This window comes from Saccharopolyspora antimicrobica, from assembly GCF_003635025.1.
Lineage (GTDB): Bacteria > Actinomycetota > Actinomycetes > Mycobacteriales > Pseudonocardiaceae > Saccharopolyspora > Saccharopolyspora antimicrobica.
The window spans coordinates 4,886,774-4,902,493 of record NZ_RBXX01000002.1; the positions used below are offsets into that span (position 1 = coordinate 4,886,774).

At 71.5% G+C, this 15,720-nt stretch carries 9 protein-coding genes; all 9 read left to right on the forward strand.

From position 1 onward, the window contains the following. Positions 1-3: 3 nt before the first annotated feature. The 9 genes from ATL45_RS23680 to ATL45_RS23725 all read left to right on the forward strand — a co-directional run bounded on the left by ATL45_RS23680 (position 4) and on the right by ATL45_RS23725 (position 15,685). Positions 4-1,215: a PLL family lectin gene (locus tag ATL45_RS23680; protein ID WP_093153728.1), complete on the forward strand. Its 1,212-nt coding sequence runs from the start codon at positions 4-6 to the stop codon at positions 1,213-1,215. 321 nt (positions 1,216-1,536) lie between these two features. Beyond that, the gene (locus ATL45_RS23685; RefSeq protein WP_211841270.1) at positions 1,537-1,860 is read left to right on the forward strand and encodes a WXG100 family type VII secretion target; all 324 of its coding nucleotides are present in this window, start codon (positions 1,537-1,539) and stop codon (positions 1,858-1,860) included. A gap of 35 nt (positions 1,861-1,895) precedes the next feature. After that, positions 1,896-2,195, forward strand: coding sequence for a WXG100 family type VII secretion target (locus tag ATL45_RS23690; protein WP_093153734.1), 300 nt, complete (start codon positions 1,896-1,898; stop codon positions 2,193-2,195). Between the two features lie 103 nt (positions 2,196-2,298). Beyond that, a complete protein-coding gene (locus tag ATL45_RS23695; protein ID WP_093153737.1) occupies positions 2,299-3,096 on the forward strand; it encodes a hypothetical protein in 798 nt (265 codons plus the stop codon). 122 nt (positions 3,097-3,218) lie between these two features. Beyond that, positions 3,219-6,338: a WXG100 family type VII secretion target gene (locus ATL45_RS38485; protein WP_143121668.1), complete on the forward strand. Its 3,120-nt coding sequence runs from the start codon at positions 3,219-3,221 to the stop codon at positions 6,336-6,338. Between the two features lie 41 nt (positions 6,339-6,379). Next, positions 6,380-10,375 (forward strand): type VII secretion protein EccCa, encoded by a 3,996-nt coding sequence (gene eccCa, locus ATL45_RS23710; protein ID WP_093153744.1) that lies wholly within the window; start codon positions 6,380-6,382, stop codon positions 10,373-10,375. Between the two features lie 55 nt (positions 10,376-10,430). After that, positions 10,431-11,822: a type VII secretion integral membrane protein EccD gene (gene eccD, locus ATL45_RS23715; protein ID WP_093153746.1), complete on the forward strand. Its 1,392-nt coding sequence runs from the start codon at positions 10,431-10,433 to the stop codon at positions 11,820-11,822. Positions 11,823-11,832: 10 nt separating this feature from the next. Next, positions 11,833-13,176 (forward strand): type VII secretion protein EccB, encoded by a 1,344-nt coding sequence (eccB, locus tag ATL45_RS23720; protein ID WP_093153749.1) that lies wholly within the window; start codon positions 11,833-11,835, stop codon positions 13,174-13,176. Positions 13,177-13,183: 7 nt separating this feature from the next. Beyond that, the gene (locus tag ATL45_RS23725) at positions 13,184-15,685 is read left to right on the forward strand and encodes a hypothetical protein (protein ID WP_093153751.1); all 2,502 of its coding nucleotides are present in this window, start codon (positions 13,184-13,186) and stop codon (positions 15,683-15,685) included. Positions 15,686-15,720 lie beyond the last annotated feature (35 nt).

The window sequence follows — 15,720 nt, forward strand, 5'->3', positions numbered from 1 at the left end:
AGGGTGGAGCGGCGCCGGGACCAGAAGCTGCTGGTGCTCGCTGGCCTCGGCGGGCTGGTGCTCATCGCGGCCCCGGTCGTGGTGTTCAGCCAGGCGATGGGAGAGCAGGACCTGCTCGGGGCCAGCGTTGAATCCCTCGAACCCGCCGGGACGGATTCAGCCGCCCCCGTGCCGACCAACGTCTCCCCGCTGCCCGGGGCTTCGGTCGTCCTGGACAGGTCCGGGCGGCTCGTGCTGGTGGCGAGCGGTCAGGACAACCAGGTGCTGAGGAACTCGCAGTCAGCGCTGTCCTCGGCGCCGGAAACCACCGGGTGGGTCAACACGGGTGGCAGTGCCGCGGGCGACCCGGTCCTCGCGATGAACGCCGATGGCGAGCTGGTGGCCTTCGTCGTCGGCACCAATGGTGCACTGCTGGAAAACTACCAGGTCAGGCCGACCATAGGTGACTCCGCGGGCTGGCGCGACCTGGGCGGGGAGCGGCTGGTCGGAACGCCCGCCGTGGCGCAGGACGCCGAGGGCAGGCTGGTCGTGGTGGTCCGGGCCTCCGACGGGGCGCTGCGGAAGATCCAGCAGACCGAGCCCGGCGGCGACGTCTGGACGCAGTGGCAGCCCATCCCGGCCTCCGCCGCCCACGATCCCGCGCTCCACCGGGACTCCCAGGGGAGGTTGCGGATCTTCGCCTCAGGGCCGGACGGGCAGCTGCGGGTTATCGCGCAGACCGGGCGCGCCGCCGACGAGTGGAACGCCCCGCAAGACCTCGGCCGAGGCGCCGCCGGGCCTCCCGCGGTGACCATGGACAACCAGGGCAGGCTCCGGGTCTTCGCGCTCGACGCGGACGGTTCGCTGCTGCACGACGTCGAGTCGGACGCCGCGTCGGACACCTGGCAGGGCTGGCAGAGCCTGGGCGGTCAGCTGGTGGGCAGGCCCTTCGCCGTCACCTCGGCCAGGGGCTCTGTGGCGGTGTACGCGCTGAACGTCCACGGCTCCTTGCAGGAGATCTTCCAGGTCGGCAAGCAGCGGGAGAAGTGGGGCTCCTGGAACGACCGCGGCGGTAGCATCGCCAAACTGGTTTCCGTGGCCCAGGACGTGCAGGGCAGGCTCGTCGTCTACGGGATCGGCAAGAAGGGAACCATGGAGCAGACCTACCAGTCTGTTCCGGCCGGTCAGTGGAAGAGCTGGCAGAGCGGCCTCGGCGGAGTCTTCCCCACCAAATGACGCACCCAGCGGCGGGCGTGCCGCTGCTGTGCGTGTGATTCGTGCGCACCGGTTCGCCGTGCTCGCGCGTCGGTGAATCACGGCTGACACCGAACGCCGTCTCCCGATCCCTCGGACTCCTAATCACCGATCGCTTCACAGGCTTCGAGGTGCGCCAGGGCGTGCGAGAACGGGCAACTCTGACTGTTTTTCGTGCAGGGCGGCACCGGTACGGCTGGGCGCGCGGCGAACCCGGCGGAAGACTTGGCAAGTGCCCGCGTCCGCGAGTCGGCCGGTCCGCCGAGCGACCGCGGGTCCACTAGAGACCGGAGGAGCTCCTCAATGGCAAACATGCCGAATGTGCAGACCTCGCAGCCGGGAATGCAGCAGGCTGCGCAGATCTTCAGCGACCGGGCCACCGAGTTCACCCAGGAACTGCAGCGCGTCAACACGATGATGGCGAGCCTGCAGGGCAGCTGGACCGGTACCGCGTCCACGAACTTCAACACCGCCATGGACAACTGGGAACGCTCGTTCCAGACGATCATCAACAAGCTGATCAACATGATGGACGTGATGGGCGTCAACACCAAGGACTACGTCTCCGCGGAGGACAACGCGGCCAGCGCCGCCCAGTCCTTCTCCTCGGCCCTGCCCGGCGTCTGACGCGCATCCCCTTCCCGATTCGTAAGGAGTGAAGGTTGTCCGACTACAGGTTCGACTTCAACGTCGCGGACATGACCCTGGACGAGATGAACGCGGTCAACGGCCGCGTGAAGAACGCGCTCGCGGATATGGAAGCCCAGGTCGAGCGGTCCCTCGCGGACTGGACCGGTGTGGCCCAGGACGCCTACTGGTCTGCCAAGGCCGAATGGAACCGGCAGGCCGCGCAGATGCCGGTCTACCTGGAGGCGGGGCGCAAGACCCTGCTGTCCATCTCGGACAACTACGGCACCACCGAGCAGCGGGCCAAGCAGATCTGGGACAGCAGCCGGGGCTGACCGGACGCGATCCGCGGTCCAAGCCGCCGGGGAGGTTTCGGCCCTCTCCGGCGGCCGTTCGCGGCGGGAAACCGGCAGGTTCTGATCAAAGTGGAGGTGTGCGATGGCCGAGCAGAAGACGGGTCTCGACTACTACCTGGACAGCGATGCCTGGAAGGACACCGAGGTAGCCGACTGGGACAAGGTCGATGCCTACGTCGAGCAGGGCTGGCTCACGGAGCAGGACCGGGAGTACCTGCACGCGTACGGCAGCATGGTGGCGCTCAGCCCGGACAGCGCGGGCGGGTTCTCCGAGACCGACGCGGCGTGGAGCAAGTACCTCGAGGTCAAGGAGGAGCACGAGGACGACCCGCTGTTCAACGAGGACGCCAAGGCGGAGGAGATCCCGCCCCCGGACTGGGACGACGGCCCGCAGGACGGCAAGGACTACCACCAGGACACGCCCTTCAAGGTCCCGGGGACCGAGGAGACCCCGGTGGGCGAGGTGCCCGACGTGCCGGGCGACAACGGTGAGAACAAGGGCGGCGAGAAGGTGATCGGCGTCAACACCAAGGCGCTCAAGGTGTTCGCCGACAACGTGGAATCCCTACGCGACCTGATCGCCAAGGCGAAGACGAAGACCGACGACGTGGACATCAAGCCGGGCGGCTTCAACCTCGCCTACCAGATGCGCGGCAAAATCATGGGCGCCGAGAACAAGGCCGGCCTGAAGAACGACGTGCGCAGCTACCTCGACGAGCTGGACATCACGTTGCGCAACGTCCGCGACGAGGTCCGAAAGCTGGTCGTCGACTACGACAGCACCGAGGAGCTGAACAAGCTCACCGCCGAGAAACTCGGCACGATCATGGACGACTCGTTCAAGTTCATCAACTCGAATTCGAAGCCAGCGGCGCCCTGACGGGTTCGGCACCGGTGGTGGATCGCGGCCTTGCCGTTCCGGCGGGGCCGCTCGGCGGCGGTGGGTGGGCTCGGGGAGCTGAGCCCAGCTTGGTCTGATCTTTCTGGGAGTGGTGAGGGTCGATGGCGGAGACCGAGTCGCAGTACGAGATCGAGGGTTACGACAAGGACATCTTCCACTCCGACGAAGTCGACCGGGACGCGGTGTTCATCAATCCCGAGGCCAAACCCTCCGGGTCGGACAACGACTTCGAGTCCTGGGACTGGAAGCAGATCAAGGCCGCCCTGTGGGGCGGTGCTGCCCTGTCGAGCGACGCCCTGTGGGAAGAGGCCTGGCACAACGTCGATCCGAACACCCTGTACGCGGCGGGCAATGCCTTCAAGCACATCCAGGAGACCATGCACGCCGTCGCCGAGAACCTGCGGGCCCAGGCCGTCGCGGTGGCCGGGGAGCACGGCTCGTGGAAGGGTCTGGCCGCCACGGAGTTCCTGGCCAAGATGCGGACCCTGGCCAACAACATCGAGGACAACGCGGACCGGCTGGGCGGGGCGAACACGGCGAACCCGATCCCGTCGCAGCTCTACAACAACGGTCGGTGGCTGGCCTGGGCGCGCGACGCGACGAACCAGATCGACAAGTACTACGCGCAGGTCGCCAAGTGGCGCGGCGTCGCCCCGGTGATGGACAACGGGTTGGTCATGGTCAGCAAGGACGAGGAAGTCGTCAAGGCCCTGAACAACGAGATGAAGAAGCCCATCCGGGCGCTCGCGGAGGAGTACAAGATCACCGTCGGCGACGTGACGCACACGACACCGGTGACTCCGGGGCCGGGCAAGGGAGGGCCGAAGCCGGAACCGAAACCGGACATCCCGAAGCCGGACCCGCCGAAACCGGAGCCGAAGCCGGAACCGCCGCCCGCACCGCCACCGCCGAAGCCCGAGCCGAAACCGGAGCCGCCGAAACCGGAACCGAAGCCGGAGCCGCCCGAGCCGCCGAAACCGGAACCGCCGGGAACGCCACCGGGAACCCCACCGCCGGGAACACCGCCTCCGGTGGGTCCGCCGCCGGGCTCGAAACCGCAGCCCGAGGGCTCGTCGTCGCCTCCGCCGCCGGTTGGTCCGCCACCGGGCTTGGAATCGCCGCCGCAGGCGTCCTCCTCGGAGGTACCGCCGCCCGGAAGCGAACCGCCTCCGGTTGGTGCGCCTCCTGGAATTGAGCCGCCGCCCGTGGGTTCGCCGCCAGGAAGTGAGCCGCCGCCGGTTGGCCCGCCGCCTGGTGTCGGGCCGCCGCCGGGCTCGGAATCGCCGCCGGAGGGCTCGTCGTCGCCTCCACCGCCGGTCGGGCAGCCACCGGGTTCCGAATCTCGGGGGAGTCAGCCGCCGCCTCCCGTGGGGTCGCCGCCACCCGTGAGCCCGCCCCCCGGCGCGAACAACCAGCCGAAGAGCAATCAGAAGAGGGGACCCGGCGAGGTTCCGCCTCCCGGGAACGTCGGCACGCCGCCTCCGGTGGGCGGAGAGGCGCCGCCGCCGGTGCCGAAGCCGCCGGGCTTGTCGCCTCCTCCCGAAGGGGAGGTTCCTCCTGGAGGCGTTGGTACACCGCCGCCGGTCAACGGCGAAGTGCCTCCGCCGGGGAGCGTCGGTTCACCGCCTCCGGGGAGTGTTGGCACGCCGCCGCCGGCGGGTGGTGAGGTGCCGCCGCCAGGAGGTGTCGGTTCACCACCGCCTGGGAGCATCGGTACGCCGCCGCCCGGGAGCGTCGGTACGCCGCCTCCGGTCAACGGTGAAGTGCCTCCGCCCGTGCCGAACCCGCAGGAGTGGTCGCCTCCGCCTGAGGGCGAGATCGGGCCGGGTGGGTCGCGGGATCGCGGTGGGATGCCGATGATGCCGCCGATGATGCCTCCGGGCGCTGGTGGCGGTCAGGGTTCGGGCGGCGAGCGCTCGGACGCCTCAGGCCTGCTGGACTCCGGCAATCAACCGTGGGGAGGTAAGCCTCCTGCTCCCGGAATGCCGGAAGCGCCGCAGGGCGCCAATCCTGGTGGTCCCGGTCTGGACGTGCCGGTGGGTGAGGTTCCGCCGGTTGCTGGTCCGCAGGACTGGTCGCCGGGTCAGGGTTTGCCGCCGGGTGGGCAGCAGGGTCCTGGTGGGATGCCGATGATGCCGCCGATGATGCCTCCGGGTGCTGGTGGTCAGGGTTCGGGCAACGAGCGCTCGGACGCGTCAGGTCTGCTGGACTCCGGCGATCAGCCCTGGGAGAGCGCGGGTCCGGACGTGGGCGAGCCGGAAGCGCCGGGGGGTGCCAATCCTGGTGGTCCCGGTCTGGACGTGCCGGTGGGTGAGGTTCCGCCGGTTGCTGGTCCGCAGGACTGGTCGCCGGGTCAGGGTTTGCCGCCGGGTGGGCAGCAGGGTCCTGGTGGGATGCCGATGATGCCGCCGATGGCGCCTCCGGGTGCTGGTGGTCAGGGTTCGGGCAACGAGCGCTCGGACGCGTCGGGTCTGCTGGAAGCTGGCGATCAGCCTTGGGCGAGCACTCGTCCCGACACCGGCGAACCCGAGGCGCCGCAGGGTGCTGTGCCCGGCGGGGTGCCGCTGGTGCCGTCGCCTGCCGTTGGCTCCCGGACGGCGCCGGAGCGTTCCGACTCGTCGGATCTGCTGGAAGCCGGAGATCAGCCATGGGAGAGCACCGGTCCTGACAGCGGTGAACCCGAGGCGCGGCAAGGGGTGCCCGTCACCCAGGCCGGCGAGGGCGATCCCGGTGACGCGCCGGAGCTCCCGGAGAACCGCGTACCGGTCGTCCGGCGCGACGAGGAGGAGCAGGACACCAGCGCGTGGGACGTGCCGAGCGACGGCCTGCTGTGGCTCGCGCCGTTCCCGGTGCGGGCACGCCCCGAGGAATCCGAACGCGACCGGCCCGCGCCGGACTACGCGCTGCGAGACAGCGCACCGTGGAACGGCGCCCCCGGCAACGGGTACGACACGTGGCGCAGCGCGAAGTGGGCCGAGGGCAACGGGACGCCGGTGGAGGACGCGCCACCGCTCATGTGCGGCGGCCCGAACCTGACCCCGGCGGAACTGGCCGCGATGAAGGAGGCCGAACGAGCCCAGGCGGAAGCGGAGGCCGCGGCGGCTGCCGAAGAGGAGGAGGACGAGGAGAAGGCGGAGCGCTCCAGCGCGGACCTGCTCGTGAGGGATAACTCTGCCTGGGGCGCAGGACCGGCCACGCCGCCCAACGGAGTGATCGGATAAGGGCACTTCCCGCACTCGTCGAGCACAAGCGAGGCACACCCATGAGCACCATCACGGTGAAGCGGCCGCCGCGGGTCGCCGGGCCGGAGATGCCAGAAGGAGAGGTCGAGCTGCAGGAGCCGCCGGTGATGGCGGAGCCCGCGGCGCTCGACTTCCGCTCGGCGGCCATGTTCCTGCCGATGGGCATCGGCTCGGCGGCGATGGTCATGATGTTCGCGTCGTCCAGCGGCTCGTCCGGGATGTACATGATGGGCGGCGTCATGGGCGTGGGGATGCTGGCGATGGCGCTGAGCCAGATCGGGCGCGCCGCTGCCGAGCGCAAGCGCAAGATGAGTTCCGAGCGGCGCGACTTCCTGCGCTACATCGCGCAGTTGCGCGAGAAGGCGCGGGAGGCCGCGGACCAGCAGCGGCGGGCGGTGGTGTGGAACCACCCCGAACCGTCCTGGCTGTGGTCGGTGGCGAGCGGCCCGAGGCTGTGGGAGCGCCGGGCCAACGACACCGATTTCGGCCGGGCCCGGATCGGGTTGGGCACCCAGGCCGCGGCGGTGGAGTACACCGCGCCGTCGACCAAGCCGATCGAGGACCTCGAACCGCTCGCCGCGGTGTCGCTGCGCCGCTTCCGGGAGGCGTACCGGACGGTGTCGGGCATCCCCATCTCGGTCGGCCTGCGCAGCTTCACCAGCGTGGAGTTCGCCGGTTCCCAGGAATCGGCGCTGGGCCTGGTGCGCGCCATCCTCGGCCAGCTGGTCACCTTCCACTCGCCGGACGAGCTGCGGGTGGCCGTGCTGACCGACGAGACCGGGCAGCCGGAGTGGGACTGGATCAAGTGGTTGCCGCACAACGCGCACCCGACGGTGCACGACACCGCGGGCCCGCTGCGGCTGTTCGCCTGCGACCACGACGAGCTGATGGACGTGCTCGGCGCCGACGTCACCGACCGGCCCGACCACGATCCCGGCAGCCGTCCGGGCGTGGTCGAACCGTTCGTCGTGGTGGTGGCGCACCAGGCGGACATCCCCGAGTCCTCCCGGCTGCTCGACGGTGGCCTGCGCAACGTGGTCCTGCTGGACGTCACCGGAAAGATGCCGGGCGGGCCGAAAGTGCTCCGCCTGACCGCGGAAGGCGACGCGGTGGAGTTCCCGGCGGGAGACGCCACGGGCTCCGCGCAGCGCGACGAGCTGAGCCTGGCGCAGATCGAGGCGCTGGCCAGGCTGCTCGCGCCGAAGCGGACCAGCGGCTCGGTCGACATCGTCGACCAGCCGCTTGAGAACGACTTCGAGCTGACCAGCCTGCTGGGCATCCGCGACCCGCGCACCTTCGACGTGGCCGCGCTGTGGCGGACCCGCGCGGCGCAGCGGGCGCGGCTGTCGGTGCCCATCGGCGTCACCCAGGACGGCGAGGTCGTCGAGCTCGACCTGAAGGAGCCCGCGCAGGGCGGGATGGGGCCGCACGGCATGCTGATCGGGGCCACCGGCTCCGGCAAGAGCGAGCTGCTGCGCACCCTCGTGACCGGCCTCGCCGCGACGCATTCCTCCGAGATCCTGAATCTGGTGCTGGTCGACTTCAAGGGCGGCGCGACGTTCCTCGGGATGGACCGGCTGCCGCACACCTCGGCGATGATCACCAACCTCGCCGACGAGCTGCCGCTGGTCGACCGGATGCAGGACGCGCTCAACGGCGAGCTGGTGCGGCGGCAGGAACTGCTCCGGGCGAGCGGCTTCTCCTCCTCGTTCGAGTACGAGAAGGCGCGTGCGGGCGGCGCGCAGCTGGTGCCGTTCCCGGACCTGCTGATCGTGGTCGACGAGTTCTCCGAGCTGCTGTCCAGCAAGTCCGAGTTCATGGACCTGTTCGTGTCCATCGGGCGGCTCGGCCGGAGCCTCGGCGTGCACCTGCTGCTCGCGTCGCAGCGCCTGGAGGAAGGCCGGATCCACCGCGTCGAGGGGCACCTGTCGTACCGGATCGCGCTGCGCACCTTCTCCTCGATGGAGTCCCGCGCGGTTATCGGGGCGGCGAAGGCCTACGAGCTGCCCTCCGATCCGGGCAACGGCTACCTGAAGATCGACACCACCACGCTGGTCCGCTTCAAGGGCGCCTACGTGTCGGGGCCGTGCCCGCCGAGCGACGGACCGGTGGTCGTCGCGGAGAACCGGGCGTTCGCCGAGGTCGTCGCGTTCCGCACGCAGCCGTACCCGAGCCTGCACGCGCTCCGGCCGACCGACGAGGAACCGGACGCCGACGAGGAACCCGAGCAGCAGGCCGAAACCGAGTCGAACGAGGACGTGCCCGCGCTCGCTGACGTCCTCATCGGACGGTTGGCCGGCAGCGGTCCGCCCGCCCGCCAGATCTGGCTGCCGCCGCTGTCGGAGGCGCCGAGCCTGGACACGCTGCTGCCGACGGTGGTGCCGGATCCCGCCCGCGGGATGACCGTCGACGACCCCGGCAGCCGGGGCGTGCTGCGGGTTCCGGTCGGCGTCGTCGACCGGCCCTTCGAGCAGCTGCGGGACCTGCTGGTCGCCGACCTCGGCGGGGCCGACGGGCACGTCGGCGTCGCGGGCGCGCCGCAGAGCGGGAAGTCGACGCTGCTGCGGACCCTGGTGCTGGGGCTCGCGCTGACCAACACCCCGGAGGAGGTCCAGTTCTACTGCCTGGACTTCGGCGGCGGCGGGATCATGTCGGTGTCCGGCCTGCCGCACGTCGGCTCGGTGGCGACCCGGATGGAGCACGACCGGGTGGTGCGCACCATCGCGGAGCTGACCCAGCTCCTGGAGCGCCGCGAAGCCCTGTTCGCCCAGCACGGGTTCGAGTCGATCTCGGCCTACCTGCGGGCCCGCGCGCGAGGCGAGGTGGACGACCGGTTCGGGCACGTCTTCCTCGTCGTGGACGGCTGGTTCACGGTCAAGCAGGACTTCGCCGACGTGGAGACCAAGATCGGCGAACTCGCCTCGCGAGGGCTCTCGTTCGGCATCCACGTGGTGCTCAGCGCCACCCGCTGGTCGGAGATCCGCCCGTGGCTGCGCGACCTGCTGGGCACCAAGTTCGAGCTGCGGCTCGGCGACTCGATGGAATCCGAGGTCGGGTCCCGCAAGGCGGCCACCGTGCCGAACCAGCCGGGGCGTGGGATGACGGCGAAGGGCTTCCACTTCATCTCCGCGCTGCCCCGCCTGGACGGTACCTCCGGCGTCGACGACCTGGCCGATGCGACCAAGGGCGTCGCGGAGGAGGTGCGGGCGTTCTGGTCCGGTCGCGCCGCGCCGCCGGTGCGGATGCTGCCGACCCACCTGCCCGCGGCCGAACTCCCCGCGCCGGAGCGGGAGTTCCGGGTGTGCCTCGGCTACGACGAGCAGCGGCTGGAACCGGTGTGGCACGACTTCTTCGTCCACCCGCACCTGATGATCTTCGGCGACAGCGCGACCGGCAAGACCAACCTGCTGCGCCTGGCGCTGCGCTCCATCCGGCAGCGGTACGGGCCGGACGAGGCCAAGATCGTGCTGGGCGACGCGCGCCGGGACCTCGACCAGGAGGTGCCCGCCGAGTACGGCGTCGGCTACGGCTTCAGCTCCGAGGCGCTGCACCAGCTGGCCGAGCAGACGGTGGGGTCGATGACCAAGCGGGTGCCGGGCCAGGACATCTCCTCGGAGCGGCTGCGCAAGCGCGACTGGTGGGAAGGCCCGGAGCTGTTCCTCGTCGTGGACGACTACGAGCTGCTCGGCCGGGGCGGCGTCAGCTCGGCGCTGGAACCGCTGCTGCCGATGATCCCGCAGGGTGTCCACATCGGACTACACCTGATCATCGCGCGGAGCACCTCGGGCGCGGTGCGCGCGTTGATGGACCCGGTGCTGCGCAGGCTCTGGGAGCTCGGCACGCCCGGCGTGCTGCTGTCCTACCCCAAGGAGGAGGGCAAGTTCCTCGGGGAGGCCGCGCCGCGCAAGCTGCCGCCCGGCCGCGCCCAGCTCGTCACCCGCCGAGGGGTCGGGCTCATCCAGACCGGTTTCGTGACCGCTGATTCCACCGCCGCTTCGCCCGCCGGGTTGCCGTGAACCAGCGGCCCGCGACCCCACCACCCGCCGAAGTTCGTCCCTGGAGGAAAGGCTCATGACCAGCGCTGCTGAGCTGTGCAGGATCACGGTGTTCGGTCCCGACGGCAAGGCCGACCTCGCCGTGCCCGTTTCGACCACCGTGGCCGATCTCCTGCCGGTGCTGCTCAGCCACACCCAGCAGCAACCCCGGACCGACGAGCAGGGTTCCTGGGTGCTGCAGCGGCTCGGCGGAGCAGCGCTGGACCCGGCGGGCACCCCGGAGACGCTGGACTGGCTGGAGGGCGAGCAGCTGCACCTGCGGCCAGCCGACGATCCGCTGCCCGAGCTGGACTTCGACGACCTGGCCGACGGCATCGCGACGTCGGTCGGGCAGCGGAAGGACCGCTGGAAGCACGAGAACAGCCGCGTCCTGTTCAAGACCCTGTCGGCGGCGGTGGTCGCGGTGATCGGGCTGATCCTGCTCGGACCGGGACCGACGGGGTTGCACGCCGGGTTCGCGCTCGGGTTGGCCGTGGTCTTCGCGGCAGCCGCCGCACCGGTCGCCAGGAAGCTGGACGACCTGGGGCTGACGAGGCTGACCGGGCTGGCCGCTTGCGCCTTGGCCGGGCTCGCCGGACTGATCGCGGCCGACGGCGTGCCGGGAGCGACGGCACCGACCCCCTCGGGAATCCTCGTCGGCGCGGCGGGATCGGCCGTCGCGGCCGCCGTTCTGCTGGTGTTGCGCCGCTTCGCCGCCAACGACATCCCGTACGCGCCGTTCATCACGGTGCTGCTGATCGCGGCGACGGTGATCGGCGGTGTCTGGTTGGGCGCGGGATTCGGCCTGACGATCGGCCAGGTCGCCGGGGTGCTGGCCACCGTGCTGTTCGGCGTGGTCGTCTTCGCGCCGAAGCTGACCATCCGGGCCGCCTACCTGCGCGGGCCGCAGCTGCCGCGCAACGCCGACGACCTCCAGCAGGACATCGATCCCGCGCCCGCCGACGAGGTGTTCACCAGGACGGCGGCGGCGGACCGGTACATGAGCGTGGCGATGGTCGTGGCCGCCACGGTCTTCGTCGGGGCGTTCCCGTTCATCCTGGCGGAGCCGGGCTGGGTCTCGTGGACCCTGGTGATCCTGCTCGCCTGCGCGGTGCTGCTGCGCTCCCGCAGCTTCCTCGGTGTCTGGCAACGGGTTTCGCTGGCCGTGGCGGGAACCGCGGGCCTGAGCCTGGTGGTCCTGCAGTTCGCGCGGGAGTTCTCACCGGGGTGGCGCACCGTTGTCCTGCTGAGCCTGCTCCTGGTGCTGTTCGCGTTGGTCAAGGCGGCGTTGCGGCCCGCGACGCGACGGATGCTGCCGATCTGGGGCCACCTGGCGAACATCTTCGACACCTGCACGGCGCTCGCGGTCGTGCCGCTGCTGCTCCAGCTGCTCGGGGTTTACGCCTGGGCGCGCGGACTGGCCGGGTGAGGGCGGAACCATGCAGACCCAGCGCGACCACGTGCACGCCTACCAGTTCCTGATGGGCCGGATGAGCTCGGCCCTGGTGCTCGGCGATCCCGCCAGCGCCGAGGTGCCCGCCCGGCGGGCCCTGGTCGGCATCAACATCGGACTGGTGCTGGCCCTGCTGATCGCCATCGGGTTCGGCATCTACGGCTGGCTGGTCCCCGGTGGCAACAAGTCCTGGCAGGCGCAGGGCGCGATCGTCGTCGAGAAGGAGACCGGCACGCGCTACGTCAACGTGGGCGGGGTGCTGCACCCGGCGCTGAACCACGCCTCGGCGAAGCTGCTGCAGGGGCCGAACGCCACCAACTCCAAGGTGGCGCTGCTCTCCCGGGCGTCCCTGGCGGACGCGCCGCGCGGTGCCCCGATGGGCATCCCGGACGCGCCGCAGACGCTTCCCCCGGCGCAGGACCTGGTCGGCTCGCACTGGCTGACCTGCCTGCCCGGCGATGCCGCGCCCGGACCTAGCTTGAACTTCGATACCGACGTCCCGACCGCACCGCTGCCCCCGGACCGGTACGTGCTCGTGGAATCTCCTGCGGGCGCGCAGTACCTGCTCTGGGGTGGCGCGAAGCACCAGGTGGCCGATCCGACCGTTCCCATCGCACTGGGCATGGCGAACGTGCGGCCGGTGCGCGCGCCGCAGCCGTGGCTCGACGCGCTGCCGGACGGTCCCGTGCTCGCCCCGGCCCGGATCGACGGCAGGGGAACCCCGGGACCGACCATCGGCGGCGGCACGTACCAGGTGGGCCAGCTCTTCGAGCAGCGCGCGGTGAACGGTGCCGTGCAGATGTTCGTGCTCCTCAGCGAGGGCCTGGCGCCGGTGAGCCGGACCGAGTTCGTGCTGCTGGACGCCGTTCCCGGATCGCCGGAACCCGCCCAGATCGACGCGGCGGCCGTCGCCTCCGCGCCGCGCTCGGCCGACCAGTCGCTCACCAGCAGGCTCCCCGAACTCAGCGGAGCGCGGTGGCAGGACCACGGCGCGAACGCGATCTGCCTCCGGCAGGTTCCGGTCGGCCCGCGCGTCGTCAGCGAGGTGGTCTTCGCCGGGCCGGAGGCCGCGGGCCCGGGCGGCGGTGTCCACCTGCGACCGGGGACCGGCGTGGTGGTGGCGGCGATGCCCATCCCGCCCGGTCGGCGCGTGCCCGACCGCTACCTGATCACCGAAGGCCACCGGTACCTGCTGCCGGACGACGACTCGATGCGGGCGCTGGGCTACAGCGGCGTCCCGGTGCGGCCCATGGCCAAGGATCTGCTCGCCACCGTGCCGAGCGGCCCGGCGCTGAGCCCGGCCGCGGCAGGCGCGGCCAGGAAGGGATGAACAAGTGATGTCCGCACGTTCCCCGCTGACCAGGCGCCGCCGCGGCGCGCCGGAGCTCGCGCTGGCCAAGCACACCGTCGGCAACGTGCTCGTGGTGTGCCCGGAGACGAAGATGACCCCGGAGGCGCAGGAACTGGCCATGTCCGTGGCCGCCGACGCCGAGCACGAGATGGTGGTCGTCGACCTGCCGGCCGACGTGCCGATCGCGGCCTGGGACTCCGTCGCCGAGCTGCTGCCGCGGCGGCGTCGCGGGGTTCGGCTGATCCTCGGCGGCCGGTCCCGGGAGGCGACGGCGCTGACCGGGCAGTGGCTGTCGGAACGCATCGGGCGCACCGTGGTGGCCCCGGACGGGGCGATCTTCCGCGGCGCGGGCGGGACGTTGTTCGTGCACTCCGGGAAGAGCAGCGGCTGGGTCCGCTTCCGGCCGGGCCGGGCGCCGGAGTGGGAGGCCAAGCGCTTTCCCCGGCCCTCCTGGGATTCCGGCGTCACCGAACCCGTGCCCACCAGTTCGGTCGGCATGGCCGACCCGATCCCGGGCGGGGTCTGGATACACGCCGCGGCCCGCGACGCCGAGACGGGCGAGCACTGGTCGCGGCTGGTGCGCGGCATGCCCTGCCAGCCCGAGGTGCTGACGGTCGTGCTCGGCTGCCCCGGCACGCCACCGCTGTCGCTGGACGACGTGAGCCGGTTCTGGCGGCAGCTCGACGACCAGGTGCGGGCGAAGGTCCGCTTCGTGCAGTACGGTCCCGTCCGGCTGCCGCAGGGCGAGGCGCTCGGGCAGGCGCTCGCGGACCTGCTCGACGAGCGGGTCATCTGCTACACGGGGATGCCGGTCGGCTCGACGACGGCCCCGGACGTCTACACGGTGTGCGCGGACGGCGGGCTCGGCTGGCAGTCCTTCGCCCGTGAGGTCGGCTACCTGCCGAGGACGGACCCGGCGTTCCAGGAGATCCCCGCCCTGCTGACGCACCGCATCCCGGTCAGCGGCGTGGAGCAGGTCGCGCCGGCGGTCTACTGGTACACGCCGGACGCGGTGCTGGAGGTCGTGCAGTCGGGGCTGTGGGTGCGCCCGCCCGAGGACGCGCAGAACGCGGCGGCGGTGCGCGCCGAGCCGTGGAGCGCCGAGGTCAGCATCCTGGCCTTCGACGCCACCGACGAGAAGAGCGCTGAGCGCATGCGGCTGCTCGCCCTGGACGTGCTCGCCCGGCTGGACCCGGCCACCCGGGTGCGGGTCCGGCTCGTCCCGGCCTCGGACGTGGGGCGGGAAGCGGTCCGCGTCGCCGGTCCGGCCCGGGGCGAACTGGTCGCCGAGAAGCCCGCGCCATCGGCGGACGGTTCGTCGGTGACCGACACCGTGCAGCTGCCCGCCGTGAGCGAGGAGATCCGCACCGGCAAACCGGCACCCGCCGTCGAGAACCCGCCCGATGTCGGGTCACCGGTCGAGGCTTCCCTCGACACCGAAGCGCCGGTCAGCGCCGCCGGTGCCGGGCCAGCACCGGCCCCGCCCGAAACCGGTCCGGCCTCGGCGATGGCGATCCGCCTGGAGAGCTCACCGGTTACCACCGTCGACCAACCGCCCGCGCCGCGCCCGGCCGACACCGCACCCGCCGCGCGGTCGGTCCCGGAGCCCGCTCCGGGGCCGAAGCCCGAACCGGAAACCGCCGAGGTCGCGGAAGAGCCGGAGAAGCCCGCCGAAGCGCGGCTCCAGCCCGTCCCGGAACCCGCCGCCTCGGCGCTGGTGGCCGACCACGGCATCACCGAGGAACGCGCCTGGCTGCGCCGGACGCTGAGCCGCGATTTCGACACCCTGTCCCACTCGATCTCCCGAATCCTCTCCGAACACCCCGGTTTCCAGGGCACCGACGGGCGATCGTCGGCCGACGTGCTGACCGACACCGTCGCCGTGCGACTGCACCTATCGGAGCGGGGCGAGGCGATCGACCAGGCCCTGCGGACGGGCCGGAACGGGCCGCACGTGCCGTTCGCCCGCTGCGTGGTCTCCGGGCTGACCCGGCTGCCCTCGCACCGCGGCGCGACTGTGTTCGCTGCTTCGCCGACCCCGCAGCAGTGGGAGCTCTACCAGGGGCGTCGCCTCGTGACCGACTGGAGCTTCATCCACGCGCTGACCGAGCCCAGCCCGGACCAGCGGGGCGAGGTGGACGTGCTGGTGTGGTCGATGACCGCCCGCCGGACGAAGCTGCTCGAACCGGGCGGCGCCGACGAGGTGGAGAACCGCGTGGTCTTCGTACCGGGCACCAGCTTCAAGATCCTGGACGTGGCGGAGCCGCGATCGGACGGCACGCGGGGTCGCGTCCTGCTCCGCGAGCTGGCGGAGTCCGAAGTGGACGAATCCGGCCGGGTGGACGCGCGGGCGTCGCTGGACGAGCTGGCGATCACCTCCCTGCAGCGCTGCGTGGAGCGCTGGGCGGCGGCCCAGCCCCGAGGCGCGGTGGGGGAGTCCGCCGCCCGCCGGTTCGGCTCGCTGCCGGGACTGGTGCAGCGGGGATGACGGGCATGCCGGTGGGACTGGCGGAGAGGATGGCG